The sequence below is a fragment of the Cytobacillus oceanisediminis 2691 genome (assembly GCF_007678455.1).
Lineage (GTDB): Bacteria > Bacillota > Bacilli > Bacillales > Cytobacillaceae > Mesobacillus > Mesobacillus oceanisediminis_A.
On sequence record NZ_VEEP01000003.1, the window covers coordinates 222,024 to 238,588 of the forward strand.

16 protein-coding genes are annotated in these 16,565 nt (G+C 40.5%); 1 reads left to right on the forward strand and 15 read right to left on the reverse strand.

Annotation, left to right across the window (positions count from 1 at the left end):
- Positions 1 to 13: 13 nt before the first annotated feature.
- The 11 genes from FS736_RS07485 to FS736_RS07535 all read right to left on the reverse strand — a co-directional run bounded on the left by FS736_RS07485 (position 14) and on the right by FS736_RS07535 (position 10,933).
- Positions 14 to 964, reverse strand: a complete 951-nt coding sequence (locus tag FS736_RS07485; protein ID WP_144475759.1) for a hydroxyacid dehydrogenase — start codon at positions 962 to 964, stop codon at positions 14 to 16.
- 145 nt (positions 965 to 1,109) lie between these two features.
- Complete coding sequence (locus FS736_RS07490; RefSeq protein WP_144475760.1) at positions 1,110 to 1,682, reverse strand: thiamine pyrophosphate-dependent enzyme; 573 nt, start codon at positions 1,680 to 1,682, stop codon at positions 1,110 to 1,112.
- Positions 1,679 to 2,203, reverse strand: coding sequence for a hypothetical protein (locus FS736_RS07495; RefSeq protein WP_144475761.1), 525 nt, complete (start codon positions 2,201 to 2,203; stop codon positions 1,679 to 1,681). The genes FS736_RS07490 and FS736_RS07495 overlap by 4 nt, the downstream gene beginning before the upstream one ends.
- 11 nt (positions 2,204 to 2,214) lie before the next feature.
- Positions 2,215 to 2,985: an RraA family protein gene (locus FS736_RS07500; RefSeq protein ID WP_186326714.1), complete on the reverse strand. Its 771-nt coding sequence runs from the start codon at positions 2,983 to 2,985 to the stop codon at positions 2,215 to 2,217.
- An 87-nt stretch (positions 2,986 to 3,072) separates the two neighbouring features.
- Positions 3,073 to 4,098 (reverse strand): TAXI family TRAP transporter solute-binding subunit, encoded by a 1,026-nt coding sequence (locus FS736_RS07505; RefSeq protein WP_144475763.1) that lies wholly within the window; start codon positions 4,096 to 4,098, stop codon positions 3,073 to 3,075.
- 143 nt (positions 4,099 to 4,241) lie between these two features.
- Positions 4,242 to 5,636, reverse strand: a complete 1,395-nt coding sequence (locus FS736_RS07510) for a hypothetical protein (RefSeq protein ID WP_144475764.1) — start codon at positions 5,634 to 5,636, stop codon at positions 4,242 to 4,244.
- A gap of 12 nt (positions 5,637 to 5,648) precedes the next feature.
- The gene (locus FS736_RS07515; RefSeq protein ID WP_144475765.1) at positions 5,649 to 7,118 is read right to left on the reverse strand and encodes an acetate--CoA ligase family protein; all 1,470 of its coding nucleotides are present in this window, start codon (positions 7,116 to 7,118) and stop codon (positions 5,649 to 5,651) included.
- Positions 7,115 to 7,843: an acetate--CoA ligase family protein gene (locus FS736_RS07520; protein WP_222125060.1), complete on the reverse strand. Its 729-nt coding sequence runs from the start codon at positions 7,841 to 7,843 to the stop codon at positions 7,115 to 7,117. Before FS736_RS07520 ends, FS736_RS07515 begins: the two co-directional genes overlap by 4 nt.
- Before the next feature lie 128 nt (positions 7,844 to 7,971).
- The gene (locus FS736_RS07525; RefSeq protein ID WP_144475767.1) at positions 7,972 to 9,234 is read right to left on the reverse strand and encodes a nickel pincer cofactor-dependent isomerase, group 22; all 1,263 of its coding nucleotides are present in this window, start codon (positions 9,232 to 9,234) and stop codon (positions 7,972 to 7,974) included.
- A complete protein-coding gene (locus FS736_RS07530) occupies positions 9,227 to 10,459 on the reverse strand; it encodes an acyl-CoA dehydrogenase family protein (RefSeq protein WP_144475768.1) in 1,233 nt (410 codons plus the stop codon). The genes FS736_RS07525 and FS736_RS07530 overlap by 8 nt, the downstream gene beginning before the upstream one ends.
- 27 nt (positions 10,460 to 10,486) lie before the next feature.
- Positions 10,487 to 10,933, reverse strand: a complete 447-nt coding sequence (locus FS736_RS07535) for a VOC family protein (RefSeq protein WP_144475769.1) — start codon at positions 10,931 to 10,933, stop codon at positions 10,487 to 10,489.
- Positions 10,934 to 11,076: 143 nt separating this feature from the next.
- On the opposite strand from FS736_RS07535, the gene FS736_RS07540 reads away from it, so the two are divergent.
- Positions 11,077 to 12,318, forward strand: coding sequence for an MFS transporter (locus tag FS736_RS07540; protein WP_186326715.1), 1,242 nt, complete (start codon positions 11,077 to 11,079; stop codon positions 12,316 to 12,318).
- A 117-nt stretch (positions 12,319 to 12,435) separates the two neighbouring features.
- On the opposite strand, the gene FS736_RS07545 is transcribed toward FS736_RS07540, so the two are convergent.
- The 4 genes from FS736_RS07545 to FS736_RS07560 form a co-directional block, all read right to left on the reverse strand.
- Positions 12,436 to 13,365, reverse strand: coding sequence for a DMT family transporter (locus tag FS736_RS07545; protein ID WP_144475771.1), 930 nt, complete (start codon positions 13,363 to 13,365; stop codon positions 12,436 to 12,438).
- 65 nt (positions 13,366 to 13,430) lie between these two features.
- Positions 13,431 to 14,318: an N-acyl homoserine lactonase family protein gene (locus tag FS736_RS07550; protein WP_144475772.1), complete on the reverse strand. Its 888-nt coding sequence runs from the start codon at positions 14,316 to 14,318 to the stop codon at positions 13,431 to 13,433.
- 15 nt (positions 14,319 to 14,333) lie between these two features.
- The gene (locus FS736_RS07555; protein ID WP_144475773.1) at positions 14,334 to 14,939 is read right to left on the reverse strand and encodes a hypothetical protein; all 606 of its coding nucleotides are present in this window, start codon (positions 14,937 to 14,939) and stop codon (positions 14,334 to 14,336) included.
- A 32-nt stretch (positions 14,940 to 14,971) separates the two neighbouring features.
- Complete coding sequence (locus FS736_RS07560; RefSeq protein WP_144475774.1) at positions 14,972 to 16,501, reverse strand: sodium:solute symporter family protein; 1,530 nt, start codon at positions 16,499 to 16,501, stop codon at positions 14,972 to 14,974.
- Positions 16,502 to 16,565 lie beyond the last annotated feature (64 nt).

The following is a 16,565-nucleotide window of genomic DNA, read 5'->3' on the forward strand; positions in this document are numbered from 1 at the left end:
TCCTGATTCGTATTTAGGCACCGGGAGTAATGGCATTAACATCTATTTCCAAATATTCAAGGCACTCGATTACCACCCTTTTGCCTGCCCTGCTTAATGCATCGTAAGTCAGCCCTGCAATATGCGGGGTAGCAATAAAGTTATCGAGAGAAAATAGAGGGGAATGGTTGCAAGGTTCTGTTTCCTGGACATCAAGGCCGGCAAAACGAAGATGATTATTTTTCAAATATTTAAAGAGTGCATCCTCATCAATAATCCCGCCGCGGCCTGCATTTAATAAAATGGCATCCTTTTTCATCTTTTTCATTTCTTCTTCGGCAATCATATGAAAGGTTTCTTCTGTAAGAGGTGCATGAATGGTTACTACATCAGACTTGGCTAAAAGTTCATCAAGTGATACTAATTTTGCTCCGCTGTCTTTTGCTTCCCCTTCTGTGATGTATGGATCAAATGCAAGGACATTCATTTTAAAGCCATTTCGCAAAATGTATCCGACATTCTTTCCAATATTTCCAAATCCAATGATGCCCACCGTTTTCCTATGAAGCTCGAGCGCTGAAGTGAAACCATGCTTATTCCAAATTGAATCCTTCATTTGCTGATATGCAAGGAGAATATGCCTCATCCCGCATAAAAGAAGTGAAACCGTATGTTCGGCCACTGATACCGAATTTACACCAGGAAGATTAATTAATTTAATCCCTTTGGAGGCTATGTAATCCTGATCAAATTGATCAAGGCCAACTGAAGCAATGCCGATCACCTTTAACTTGCCGAAGTTATCCAATAAAGGCTTTTCAATTCTTCCTGTTAAATGGGTTGCACGTCCCAGCAAAATATCATATTGTCCTACGATGGCTGCCAGTTCCTCAGGGGGAAGATTATGATTTATATCCACTTCACAAAATTGATTCAAAAGTTTAATTCCTTCCTCATGAATATGGTCAATCACTAATGCTTTCATATTTCTCCTCCTTTTTTATTTGTATTTTTGAATATTCTAGAAAAACCCTTTCGAATTTCTGTTTTACCTTTAGAGAATGACATTTTAAAAGTTAATGTACAATCCGGTAAGGCTGTATAGAGAAGATATCTTCCCTATACATTTTTTATTGCTCATCCCTTATAAAGCTAGTGAACTTGTATGCGAGAACAGCTGGGTCGTCGTTTATAAAAGAAGTTTTGTGGTTTTCTGGGCTAATTTTCGCATGGATGACGATTGGTCCTTCCTCTTCAATTGACTCCAGCACTGCCCTTTCAAAGTCTTCCACATTATCTGTCTGAATGGCTTTTAAATTGAATCCTTCTGCAACTCTGGAGATATCAATACGGCTGGCCAGGGAGCATTGTCCGCCTGTCGAAGCAAAGCATTCATTATCAAAAACAATCAGCAGCCATTTGCCCGGGTTTAAATAACTTGCTGATGCCAGGGAGTTCGGATTCATTAAAATGCCCCCATCTCCTTCAATCCCGATGCACTTTTTAAAGCCTTTTTTCCTCAGGGTTAAGCTCACACCGATTGCAACTGAGGGGGTTAACCCCATCGTATCCACCATGTATAAATGGTTATCCCGCCTTCCAAGGCTCGCCCACTCTCTTGAAGTATTTCCGCATGAAGATATGACAGGAATATTTTCTGTGTATTTATACAGTATTTTTAAAGCGTCCAGTCTTGACATCATTGTTCAGCACCCCCTTTGATATTGAACATCACTATAATAGGGCGATGAGTGTCCTTCGCATATTGGGCCCCCTGCTTTATCGCTGTACTCCATTCCTTTAATGGCAAACGGTAATCTAGCTTAAACGTTTTTATTCCTGCAGCATCCAAGATCTGCGGCAATGGCTCTGAAAAATGATTCACAGCTGAATTGATTTCGCCGAAGCCTCCCCTGCGGGTAACAAGAATAAGCATTGGAACATGGTATGCCTTGACAAATGTGGTGATTGCCAGGATCGAGTTGCCAATCCCTGTATCCTGAATGAGCATGATGGGAAATTCCCCGCCCAGGCTAATGCCGGAAGCAATCCCTACGCCATCTTCTTCTCTGCTGATAGGAAAGGAAGTAATCTTTTCGGATCCTTCAAAATGTTCAATAACCTGGCCAATCGTACTGCATGGCAATGTTAACAGATAATCAGCCTCTGTCTCTTCAATCCCTTTAATAATTTCTCTGCATGCTAAATCCTGAAATGTCGCCATCTTTATCCCTCCTACCATTTGCTCGGCGGCAGGATTTTGCTTAATTCCTCAATCGATGCGCCGCTTTCAAATAATTTAACTACTTCCTCTTCTCTCCTCGCTGCAGAGATTGTTTTCTCCAGAACCTCTACTGCTTTTGAGCCGGGCACTACACAAACACCACTATCATCGGCAATGATTAAATCCCCTGGATTTACCCGGATACCTGCAATAGAGACAGAGCCATTAATCTCCATTGCTTCTACTCTGTACTTACCAGTTAAAGGTGTTTGACCAGTGCTCCATACTGGATAATCGAGCTTTCTTACCGTATCAATATCTCTTACACCGCCGTCAACAATATTGCCGGCCATTCCCCATTGTTTGGCAACTAGAGTGGAAAGTCCGCCCATGACGGAAATCTCACCCAAACTTGCAGCGTCAAAAACAGCTACATCACCCTTTTCAGCAATAGCATACACATCCCGGTCAGCAAGTTTTGCACGTTCCATTTTGTAATATCCATTATCAGGTGTATTGCTTTCTGGAATATAGCGAATGGTTACGGCAGGACCAACAATCTTTTTGCCAGTAATAATTGGCCGCAGCCTGCTGGCTGAAATTGTTCCTTTAATCCCCATGGAGTCCAGGACATCTGATACTGTAGGTGTTAAACCATCCATTTCAAGGAAGGCTTCAATAACTTCCCTTGGAGGCCGCGCAAATTCCACTTTTACAATCCTTTCTGGCGGGATTAATCCCATTAGCTTATTTTGATAATTGACCAATTCTTCTGTCTTCATTTCTTTGCCTCCTTTTGCTCTGTAACAATATAACTCTATCGATACAGAAAGGAAGATCGATAGAGTTATATTGGTGTTCATCTGAAATTACTTTTTTATTATGCCCTTTTCCTTATAGAACTTCTCAGCACCTGGATGGATCGGTATGCCAGAGGTTCCCTCAAGAGCTTTTTCAATATCAAATTGTGCAATAACAGCGTGGGAACCCTTTAATTCTTCAAGACCTTCCCATAATGATTTTACAAGCTCATAAGCAACTTCATCCGGCATATCAGCAGTAGCTACCAGGAAGTTATTTTGAGCAACTGATAACACATCCTCCGGCTGGTTTTCATAGCTGTTTGCTTTAATTGTATATTCCATCGTCCAAGGGTATTTCTCTTTAAGATAGGCAACAGCCTCCTCAGAATAGGGAAGCAATTGGCCATTTGCTGTTGCAAGCATTTCAGTAACAGCAGATGTTGGAACTCCCGCCATCACCATTGCGACATCAGTTTGTTTATTCCTCATTAAATCAGTTGCTTCTGTAAATCCTACAAAATCTTTTTTCGTGCCTTCATAATCAACATCATAAGCTTCCAATGCCCGCTGGGTTTCAATCTCAGTAGCACTTCCTGTCGCACCCGGAACGATTTTTTTCCCTGCAATGTCAGCAATTGTTTTGATACCTGCATCTTTACGAGCAACCAAGTGATTGACATTTGGATATAAACCGGCAAGAATGCGAACATTCTCAACCTTATTTCCATCAAATGAAGCCTCTCCGTTATATCCCTCATAAAGAGTTCCTGTTGGGGTTAAAGCGACTTGTGCCTCTCCATTTTTAATGAAAATCAAGTTCTGAACGCTTCCGTTTGTTGCCTGTGAAGAAGCTTGAACATTATCGAGCTTTTTGTTCCAAAAGTCTGAGAAGATGGCTCCCAGCGGGTAATAAGTTCCTGTTGTGGTACCAGTTGCAAACATAATGGAATATTTTCCAGATTTGCCTGAAGAACCGGAATCCTTCCCTGAAGCTGAACCTGAGTCAGCTCCGCCGCCAGTACTGCTGGAACTGCAGCCGATTAATGCAAATGCTAGCAATGCGATCATTAAAGTGGCTAAAAATTTTTTCATCTCTAGATCTCCCCTCAATTTTTAGATTGGCATAAAGTTCACTAATTCAGATAAAGAAAGACAGTTACTCTAAATCATCACCTCCCTAAAGTAAAAGATTGTTGACAACGCTTTCAAATTGATGTTTTTATTCCTGGCTTGGGCTAGAAAAATATATTCATAAGATAGATTGAAAGTGATGAAACCAGGATGATTGAGACTGTATAAACTGAATTCCATCTGCCAATTTCCAGTGCTCTGGTCTTAAACAAACTTGATGCAAGCAGGTTGGCTGCTGAAACAGGTGATAATAGAGGAGTGATCCCCCAGCTTATTACTAAAGTTAAGACATATAGTTCAGGCTTTAATCCAATGACATCCGGGGATAAAGTTGTGGCAAAGATTGATATTGGGAGCACCTGGTGAATGAAAAAGGATGAAAGGACACATGTCAGAATAATTGTCATCACCGTTAAAATAAGTGAGAGCTTGCTTATGCTGAAAAAAAGTGCTGATAAATATTCTGGGAAACTTGTAAGCAAGACCATTTGAGAAAAGAATGTGGCAGATATAATCATGATGGATTCTGTATGGACATTAGGTGCCACTTCTGTGAAATAATCTTTTAAAGAGAAAGCGAATTCCTTTATTTTATTAATCGCAAGTGACCAAACAATGGAATATGAGATTGCCAGAATGGAAATAAGCAGCAGCACATTATAGTGAAACCATTTCTCCATTAGGAATAGTGCAAGGAATAATCCCAAAAAAGCAATAATTAATTCTATTCCTCTTTTATGCTCAACCTTTTTCACTTGCATTTCTTGATGCTCATCATCAATACTCACTGCAACCAGCGGATCTGTATTTGTTGTCTTTTCCCTGGAAAGATAATGAAAATTTATAGCCGTTGATAATACGTAACATAATAGAACTGATACCAGGCCATAGGGGAAAAAAGAGACAAAACTTACACCTACAAGATGCAAAATGATTGCTACTCCTGCAAAATAAGGAGACCAGAAAGCTGCCAGTGAAAATCCCTGTACAAGGCTTCTTACAAATATTCTATTCAGGTATCTAAAGCGTACAGCGAACAAATCGTACATGACTCTTATAGAACCCATATTTAAGAAGGAGCTTACAATACAGGTTAGCGCGGTGACAAAGGCGACCCTCTTTATATCCTTGTTTAAGAAGTTAACAACAAAATAATCCATATACTCAATATATCCGCCATTCTTCAGAGGATAGGACAGCAAAGGAACTGTTATAAATAAGGAAACAAGTGCAACATTATCAAGGATGGCTTCTACCCAGTAAGCACCATTGCCATTATTGAGAAAAAAAATCAAGTTTCCGAAAATAAGAAGAACACTGCTCATTACTTTTGGAAAGGGTGCCATCCAGGGCAAGGATATGAAAAAGGCAAGAACCACCAAAGTTACAAGAAAGAGATCGAGAGGCAGCGAGAAAAAAGAGTAGAGCATATAGGACCATGCCAAGGTTAATAAGATTAACCCTCTTGTTAATGTTAAAACCGGCATTAAGTGCTGCATAACTTCACGACCTTACCTATTTAAAATTTCCTTTTGTGGGTTAGCGAAAAAGAAATGGTTATAAACCTCTTTCTTTTCTTCCCATTCTTCCAGGAAAACAGTATGCTGCTGTACAGCAGCCAACGATTTTACTGCTCTTTCAGCACTCGGATATAAAGGGATTTTAGCCCTGCGGAGCTGATTCATCCCTTCTCTCGCCAGTGACTCTGCAATAGTCCATGCCACGTAAATGGGCTTATCTGTTTTTTTTGAAATTTCAATGATATCTTCTGCTGCCTTTGAAGCAAGGGAGCCTCCAACTGTAGTCAGCATCAATACGAGTGCATCAATATTTCCATCTTCAATAAAAACTTCCACACTCTTTTTAAGTGATTCCGGATCATTCAAAATTTGGGCAGTTGTGTCAAAGGGATTCTGAGGAGTAGAAAATTCGGGTGATATTTCTGTTAATGTTTGTATACTTTTTGAAGAAAGATCAGGTACGCTTAAACCATATTTACTGCATTGATCTGTTACGATGGTACATGCACCGCCAGAGGTTGAAATGATGCCAATCCGGCTGCTTTTCGGCTTATTAGGATAATCAAAGGCTATGGCATAATCAAACAAGTCATCTAAATCCTCCGCATTGATGGCTCCCAATTGTTTAAAAACAGCCTTGTAAACCTCATGGTTTCCTGCAAGTACGCCGGTATGTGATTTGACCGATTTTTGGCCAATTTGACTTCTTCCATTTTTATAGATAATGACCGGCTTTTTCACATTGGCAGCTTTAGTAAGCGCTGCTTTAAAGCTTTCTCCTTGATCCAGCCCTTCAAGGAACAGGCAAATCGTTCCGGTAGAAGAATCATCAACGGCATAATGAAGATAGTCTGATGCGTTCAAATCAGCTTCATTGCCTGAGCTAATCCATTTGCTTATGCCTATTTGTTTTTCCCATCCCTGGCTCAGCATCGCTCCGCCAATAGCTCCGCTTTGTGTAATATAGGAGATCTTGCCATTCATCGGTATATAATTGGTGGTCATTGCCATACTGAAGCTTGCAAATACTCGTTTATTTACATTGGCTATTCCAATCGTATTTGGGCCGCAAATCCGGATATCGTGTTCCCTGGCAAACTCTACGATTTGTTTCTGCAGAATTTCTCCGCAATTGCCTGTTTCCGCAAAACCGGAAGCATGGATCATAACCATCTTAATTTTTTTTGCTGAACAGGACTTTAAAGCTTCCATGAGAAGGCTGGGTCCTATTAAAAGGCAGGCAAGATCCGGTGTGACAGGAATGTCTTCAATAGTTTTATAGCAGGTTAATCCCTGAATTTCCCCTCCTTTTGGATTCACCGGGAATATCTCACCCTGGTATTGATGCTTTAGCAAATGCTGAATTAATCTTCCGCCATGCTTTTGAACATTATGCGAGGCTCCTACAACAGCTATCGAAGACGGACTCAGTAATTTTTCTATGGCATCATATTCACTCAACTGGCTGCCACCTCCTCATTTCCATGACCAAGTATGATCCGTGCATCAAGTGCTACTGCTCCCATGCCCTGTTCATGAACCACCACAGGATTTAGCTCAAGTTCTGAAATTTCAGGAAACTCTCGCGAAACTCTGGCCACTTTTTGAATCATTTTCTTCAGACTTGCAAGATCTGCAGGTTTTGTACCACGGAAACCAGTCAATAACTTGCTAGCTTGAATCTCATTGAACATATTCTCAATATCTTTGTCGGCTATAGGCAGTACTTTTAAGGTTATATCCTTTAAAACCTCCACAAATATCCCACCCACTCCAAAGAGAAGCACTGGGCCAAAAACTCTGTCCCTGTTCATGCCGATGATCACTTCTTTATTCCCTCCAATCATTTGCTGAACAGAAACACCGATAATATCCGCTTTGGGATTATACTCCTTGGCATTCTGGATAATTTCTTGATAAGCAGCTCTTAACTCCGGCACGCTTTTAATATTAAGCAGTACCCCTCTTGCATCAGACTTATGGACAATCTCCGGCGAAACGATTTTTAGTGCCAGTGGAAAGCAAAGGGATTTTGCCTGTACCACCGCTTCATATTCAGAACTGGCCAGACGAAAGTCCGGAACAGGTATTCCTAAATGCTGCAAAATTTGTTTCGATTCTATCTCGGTTAGCGCTATCCTATTTTCTTTCTTTACACTGTCAATTATTTTTTGGATCGCTGTCATCGTCATCAAAAATTCCCTTTCTTATTCTTTACTCTTATTAAGATTGCAGTTATCCCACCTCAGGAATTTCTTGTCATTTCCTTAAACCTGAAATGCCAAAATCAACAATAAAAATGACCGAGAGCTATTCAGTTCATTAATATATTGTGTTCCTCGTTAAATGATATAGGAAATGGGCTGCTGAGAATATTAACACGATTATGCGCCTGTGCATTATTCAGCAGACCTTCCGATATCCAAAATTCATTTAAATGCAGCGTATCTTTAATAATCATAATTTTTAGCTCTGAAACTTTGTCTGGCTTTAATGCTTTGAACGCAGTTTGAAATAGATCCAGGTCGTTTTCCGTTATCATTGGAATGGCCACCCGCATGACATTTCCGCTTGTCAGGACATTTGTATAGGTCTTTTGGTAATCAATTTTCTCAGTAAGCCGTCTTGTGGTAAAATCAGCAAGGCCAACTCCAGTCGCATTTCCGTGAGATTCGGGAGAAATATCCAATACCCCGATAAATTTAATGCGCGGTTCAGTTGGTTCAGGTATCCCGTTAATGCGGATTCGGCCAATAATATTTGTATCCATTCCAGTGCCGCTGAAGTTTTTCCCTATCTCCTGAACGATCAGGAGGTCAAGATCTTTAAATGGAATGGAGGGCATCATATTCTTTGCCTCTTTCAGCAATTCCGGTTCCCTATCTAGGATCTTGCTTGCTGGAATCGCTTCAATAATGGCTGTCGAATCATAAGCGTTTTCCACAATAGCAATACATCCTAGCAAATTTAGTTTTTTTAAGGCACCAGTTCCAATCGCTTTAATCGCATTAGGCATATGTTCATTGCCCAATTTGTGGACTGTGGCTGCTCCCTTTTCCCTCCCCATGCCAACTGAAAGCATTTTCAAAATTCCGCTCTCAAATTCCCCCCTGAAGTTTGTATGCGGCTTAATTCGATTTACTGCCAGGACAAAATCTGCTTCAACTGCTTCTTTTGCCGTAAATATGGGCAAGCCCTCCAGATACACATCGCTATAGCCAATACACACTGTTTCAGAAGAACAGGAAATTCTTGCACCAATATAGCCTTCTGTAATCCCCAGGCTTTCAAGCAGTTCTTTTTGTCCCTTGGCTTCTCCTCCACCATGGCTCCCTTTGGCAGAAAACAGAAAAGGTGCATACCCTTCTTTTTGCAGCTTTTCAACGATATATTTAAAGATATCAGCAATACGGTCAATTCCCCGGCTTCCAGCTGAAATTGCGATCGAGGAGCCTTTTGGAACTGAGTCTGTTTTTAAAAGCCTTTCAACATTTTCAAATACAGAGTCTCTTATATTTTTGCAAGTCTTATTAGAAAACCTTTGCTCGGCCTTATAGAAGATAGGCATTTCATCCATGTGCAGATTCTACTTTCCTGCTTTCCCCAATATCGCTGCTCAAAGGAAATCTTCTTTGAATATGATGTCTGTTTGCATTTTTTAATCCTAAAGCATCGTTTGCAATTAAGATCCGCTGAATATTTGCAGAACCTTCACCAAAATGGAGCATGTTTGCATAATTCACATATTTCATGATGGGATATTCATCAGATATTCCATTGCCGCCAAAAATCTCTAGTGCATTTCTGGAAACCTTGGCGGCTACTTCTGAGGCAAAGTATTTAGCATATGAGCTTTCTCTTGTCGCCGTTTCGCCTTTATCCTTCAAAAAAGCACTTCGATAGGTTTGAAGTCTTGCGGCATCTGTTTCCACCACCATGTCTGCAATCAGGTGCTTAACCATCTGATAATCGCCAATTGGGTTCCCGCCAACTATTCTTTCATTGCAATATTTAATGGCTTCCTCTACGCATCCCTGTGCAATTCCAACCAGCCTGGAAGATACAGTAAGCCTCCCATAGTCAAGCGCATTCATGGCAATTTTAAATCCCTCCCCTTCTTTTCCAAGAAGGTTTTCTTTCGGGATGCGGTAATCATCAAAAAATACTTCACAGCTCCTCATCATATAGCCTAATGAGTTGATTTCTATCGGCTTTGCATTATACCCAGGCCGTTTGGTTTCGATGATAAACGCAGAGATTCCTTTATGGCCTGCCTCTAAATCAGTTTTAGCAAACAATACACCAACATCTGCTTCATTTGCGAAGGTAATCCAGGTCTTTGACCCATTAATTACGTATTCATTTCCTTCCAGACGTGCTGTCGTTTTCATGGAACCAGCAGGATCTGAACCGCCGCCTGACTCTGTAAGTCCAAACATACCGATCAGGTTAGCCTTTATTAAATCGGGAACATATTTTTGAATTTGTTCCTCCGTACCCCAATTCAATATTGTAAAAGGACAGGTCATTGACTGCATATTGAAAGCGTATCCAAAAGCAGGGTGGGCTCTTGAAATCTCTTCAGCAATGATAGCCAAATTCAGAAAACCCATTTCGGAACCGCCATACTTTTCGGGGAAACAAGCTCCAAACAATCCTGCTTCCCCCATTTTTTGCAAAATCTCCTTTGGAAACCTTCTTTCTTTTTCATAATATTTTACATGGGGTAAAATCTCTTTTTCTGCAAAAGTCCTTGCCATGCTTTTAACCTGGAGATTATCATCGCTTAAATCAAAGTTCATATAATCATTCATTCCTTTCTTAAAATTTTATTTCCCCAGAATCTCTATCCTTTTTTCTAGTGAGTCTTTATACGGCTGTTCCCATTCAATCAACTGCAGCAGCAGGCCTAGTGAACTTTTAGGATGGGTGAAGAATTCTTTCCTTACTCCGTGTTCTTCTCTGTCCCCTATAATTCTAACTCCATTTCCCTCTAATTGACTATGTACATCGCTGGCACTTTCAACTTTTAAGGCAAGATGATGCAACCCTTCCCCCTTACGGTTTAAAAATCTGTAAATCTCCCCTTCATCACTCAAGGGAGTTTCAAGGCCTATGATTAACTCTCCCAGTAAAAAATAAGCTGCTTTTGCATTTTGTTCAGGTAAATCTAATTCTTTTATAAACCTGGCCTTTAATCCCTTCGTAAGGAACTGTTTGCTGTGTTCCAGGTCTTTTACAGCAAAGACTATGTGGTCAATAGAAAATCCAGTCATTTTAGCCTCCTTTTCAGCAAAGTGACAGCCTAATTAGAATTTTTTGAATGTTTGAAATTAATTATGTTTTTATATTATTATATATATAAATAAAATTCAATATTTTATAGATATTTTCTTATAATGTGAGGATTAAATATAATGTGAAGGGATTGTTATATGTGTTAAATGGGAAACTGGCGGCCAATCCAAAGTTGAAATTATTTAATCCGCTTTTGGCTCAGACCATTTCAGCTTTTGGGGTTCTTACTCTTCCACCTCTTTCAAGTTTCATAGTTCAAGATTTAAAGCTTTCCACTTTTTTAATGGGCTTTATAATGGCTTCATTTTATTTGGGCTGCATTATCTTTTCATTTTTCACAGGCAATATTATAAATTTCTTAGGGATCCAAAAATCAATTGTTTTATCACTTATCATTATTGGATTTTTTATTATGCTAGGCAGCTTGACCCATTCTACTTGGATTATGCTTTTTTTACTGGCCATCGCTGGAATGGGCTATAGCCTTATCAATCCTGCAATTAATCTATTAATCACACAGGATTTCCCGATGGAAGTCAGGGGTTTTGTCATGAGCGTTAAGCAAATGGGAGTAACATTAGGAGGGGTATTGACAGCCCTATTGCTCCCAAAGCTTGCTTTTCTTTTTAGCTGGAGGATCTCACTATTTATTGGCGGAGCACTTGTAATGTGTTTTTCACTATACTTCTTGCATATTCTTAAAGACTATCCTGCTAACTCTTCTAATAATGCGGGCGTAAACCATTTTAACAGCATAAAAATTTTCTTTAAGAATTCCAGGCTGTTCCGCTTAAGCATTCTTTCTTTTTTCTTTGTAGGTGCACAATTTTCTTATTTTATGTATCTGGTTTTGTTTTTGAATTTGGATTTAAAGTATTCAGTGGCCGTTTCGAGTGTTTTGCTTGCCCTGTCCCAGGCATCCGGAGCGATCGGTAGAGTCATCTGGGGAGCGGCAAGCGATCGTGCAGGCGATAAACGAAAAATACTGACAGTGATAGGGATCCTTTCTTCCTGCTCGCTCCTCTTTTTATCGTTGAGTCCTTTTATGTCTGTCCCATTTGTAGTAATGGTGCTGCTGACGATCCTTCTGGGATTTACGGTAAGCGGTTGGAATGGAATTTATCAAGCTGCCATTATAGAATATGGTGGAGAGCAATCTGCTGCAGTATCCAGCGGTGTCAGCTTAACCTTCACCTATTTAGGTATATTTTTATTTCCTCTCTTTTTCGGATGGACTAAAGATACTTTTTCAAGCTTTAGCATCTCATGGATACTCGTTTCTGTATGTTTGGTTATTTCCACATTTATCATCCATAAAGAGACAAAATTACCTTCCAGTAAAATTGACAAATATGCAGGGTAAGGCGCCTTGGCTTATAGAAATTTGGATCTTTTAGTCCTCATAGTCGCAAAACCTTTTAGAAAAGCAGCTTAGTTGCAAAGCTAAGCTGCATATAAGAATACTTAAGATAATTAACTGTTACCCGCTCATATTGTGATATGTCTTTCTCCCCTTTCTCCTAACCATATAATCGTCTACATATCCCGTTCCCAGAACAACACCGACGACTATAAATAAAAAACCGATAAGTTGTTCAAACAGGATCTTTTCTTTCAAGAATAATACAGAGCCAACCAGAGTAAAGAAAGGCATTAGGTTATTAAATACAGAGGTTTGGCCAGGACCGATTTCTTGAATTGCCATATTGTAAAGGAGCTGGCCGAATCCTGTCGCCACGATACCAGACAGGAAAAATATAATCCACACTTTTGTTCCCGGAACAGCCACGCTTGTGACCCCCTTGCTGTCTATAAAAAAACTGCACAAAAACATGACGATGGCCCCTGCTGTAAGCATGATGGCCGTCATGAATTTTGGGTTAACAGACTGAGAGTTTTGTTTAATAAGAATAAAGCTAAAGGCCTGTGTGATCATCGCCATGAAAATTAAGAAATCTCCAGGCGAAATACCGCCGAGCGTCCCATTGCCGTTGAGAATAACAAAAACGACACCACCAAATCCTAAGAAAATTCCTATCATCCTCATTTTGGTAAGCCGGTCCTTTAAAAAGAATATTCCAAGAATAGAAGTGGTTAATGGACTAAGTGCCAGAATAATGCCTGCATTGGAGGCTGTTGAGTGTAAAAGGCCGATTGCAAGAAACAAGTGGTGCCCTGTAACTCCCAGGACGCCTGCAGATATGGTTATGATCCACTCTTTTTTTGTCATCTTCTGCAGGTTTTTACTCCACCAAAAGAACAGGATTAGAAGCAATCCGCCAAGAAATATGCGTGTGCTTTGCATGAGAATAGGCGGAAAGTATTCAATTAATATTTTTATAGCAACTACATTTAATCCCCACATCATCATGACGAATATGAGAATAAAATAGGTGCCAATCTGTGACATAGGTTTCGCTCCCTTATAGCCGGAAATTGCCGAATACGGCTGTATCCGGCAATCTGGTCTACCAATTACTTAACTATCGTAACAACGCGGTTCTTACCAACCTGCTCTGTCGGGTATTGGTCAAAAACGGCAATGTCATGCCCGGGAATAATGCTGTCTACATTTCCTCCGACCAATTCATTTACTTTATGAATGGACATGACTTGTTCAAGATTATCAAGACCAAGTCCTAAAGGTTTATAGTCAGTCGCATTTTCATATGTGTACACGACATCCTGGGCAAGAGCATAAGTTCCTTTCTTTGTTTCAACCGAAACAGCCTGCGTGCCAAATGTATGGCCCTTTGCTTTATGAACCTTTACACCTTCTGCTACTTCAAAATTGTCCTCTTCGATCAGCGTAAGCCTGTTTTCAGCAGCCACTTCCATCAAATCATTGATATGGTCAATATCGGTAGCTAACCAAACCCACTCTCGGACCTTATCTGGGAGTGATAAGGAAGACACCCAGCCATCAAGCTCCTCTTTTTGGACATAAAAGTGGGCTTTGGGAAACTGATCAATATTCCCGGCATGGTCAAAGTGAAGATGGCTTAAAATGATTGTATCTATCTCATTTGGAGTTAAGTTTACTTTTTTCAACACCTCGGCTGGAGCTTCGATATCGGACCCTCCAAATAATTTTGACCAATCCTTTTGGCCATCTGCTGAATCATTTCGATAACCGATGTCAAAAAGGATATTGTGGTCCTTATTTTGGATCAAATTATAAAAAAACGGCAGATAAGTGGTTCCTTGATTATGGGCTCCATATACCAATCCAGATTTCGGATAGCCTTCAATCCCTCCATACTCCAGCAGTTTTACGCTATAGTCGCCTTTTTGAGCCGCAAAAGCGCTCCCCGATAGGATAAAAGAAAAAATTAGAGTGAAAATGAAGATAATCTTCTTCATGACTTCCTCCTCCTTTTAGTTAGGATTTAATTCATCTGACCACATTTCGAAAAGGACACTTTTAATATTGTCATTTGCTTGATTCGAACGTCTAAGAAATTCATCCAAAAACCTTTTATCATCAGTTTCAAAATACTGCTCGAAATATGTGATGGACTCTTTATAAGACTTAACAGATTCCAAGTAGACAGCAAGAATATGCTCCATGGAGGGTGGAGGGTCCAGTTTGATTAATTCATCCTCTATAAATGCAATCTTTTTAGAGGTCTCTTCCCTTACCTGGATAAGGTCTTCTTCATCTGTACCTCCGCTTAAAAATAGTATGCCGGTTCCTGTCATACGCAAGATCATGGTTTTTAAATCAAAATGAAGCGGCCTAATTTTCTTAGCAAATTCCAGCTCCTCCTCTGTCAAGTCATCAACAAACTTAGCATCATGTAATGCCTCTTCTTTTACTGTTTCATAATTGCTGTAATCCTTAATTCCACTCGAGTCGACTGTTTGGTGTTGCACAAAGGTACTTGTTTGCTGAGCATCCCCTGCTTCCCTTTCTGGTGAAGATATCGAACTGCAACTCGTTAGAGTCATTAGCACTATGGTAATAGGTAGAATTTTCTTCAAAAAGGCCACTCCTTGATCCTATCGGCTGTGTATTACTGGGAGACGGTCTTGCTCTCTGGTACGATTACTTCCGCACCGTAAATATGATCAATAAACTCCTGAGACATTGGTTTGGTTAACAGAGTTACCACAACCATTACTGCAGAAGCTACTAAAATGGAATAGCCGGAAGCTGCAAAAGGATTTGTAATCGCTTCAATTCCTGGAAGCCACCCCATATACAAGACCGCGTAACTGATAACACCTACACAAAACGAAGCGATTGCACCCTGTTTGTTCGCTCGCTTCCAAAGAGCACCTATCGCCAGGGGACCGGCAAGTCCTGATACCATGCCTCCTACACCAATCCACAAGAACATCGCCAGTGATTTAGGTGGGTTATACGCAAGAAGAATACCAAGAAGAAGACATGCTACCACTGCAACTCTTCCGATGATTAAAGAGTTTCTTTCTACCTTTTCTTGATCTGGATTGTTTTTCGCAAATGTTTTCCGGTAAAGATCATTCGCAAAGATTTGCGAAAATGAAACGACAAGCCCGTCACCAGTTGAAAGAATTGCCGATAATACGACTACCGCCATCAGGGCAGCTGCAAATGGGGGGAATACTTCAATAAACAATGCCGGGATTACAGCATCAGCACTCTCAAGCGTACCCGGAATCACCGCAGCCCCCAGTAATCCTCCAAGTGCCATCATTGGCATCAGGGCACCGCCAACTATACAAAAACTCAAGAAGATCTTCATTTGCTTCCCGTTTTTTAAAGCAAAAAATTTATTTCCGATATGTGGCAATACGCCAAATGGAATATGGGCAATCAAAAGCAGGAAGATAAGCCAAGCGCTGCCATAAGTAGGATCCCCTTTAATAAAGAGTGTGTCCCATCCGCCCTGCGGATTCTTCGCTGTAATTGCATCATTGATAGCAGAGACTCCCCCGTCTACCCCAAATCCAGTAAAGAACATCACTGTTACAATGACTGCTATAATAAACATTAGGAAACCTTGAACAGCGTCCGTTAAAATATCTGAATGCGATCCGCCAAGTACCAGATAAATGCCAAGAACTATGGCGGTTAGCCAAAGTCCCGCTTCATAGCTTAAGCCCATCATCGTTTGGAACATTAATGCGGCTGCAACCAGCTGGGAAACAATATAGAAAATAAGAAGTAAAGATAGCAATGCCAGCCCAACACGTAAAAATTCACTGTTAAAACGTTCTCCAACAATTTCTGGAATGGTTCGGTTGCTGAATTTGTCGCCCATTTGCTTGACCATTTTTGCTGTTAACAGCATTCCGCCATAAATGCCAATCGGATAGATCAGGGGATACCATAAGCTTGGGAAACCCGAAGTATAGGCAGTACCCGGAATTCCCATGAAGGTAGATCCGGAAGCCGTGGTGGCACATACTGCAAGCCCTAGTGCAATCGGGCCATAGCTTGAACGAGCCGTGGCAAAATCATCCGCATTTTTTGTCATCTTCATTCCTGCATAGCCAAGATAAAGCATTAGTCCAATAAAAATCACCATTAAGATCCATGACCAGGCGATTACTGACATAAACAGCCCCTCCTTTTTAGTCCATTTTAAATAAATCGGTTTTAAAAATTAAATACCCAAGCAC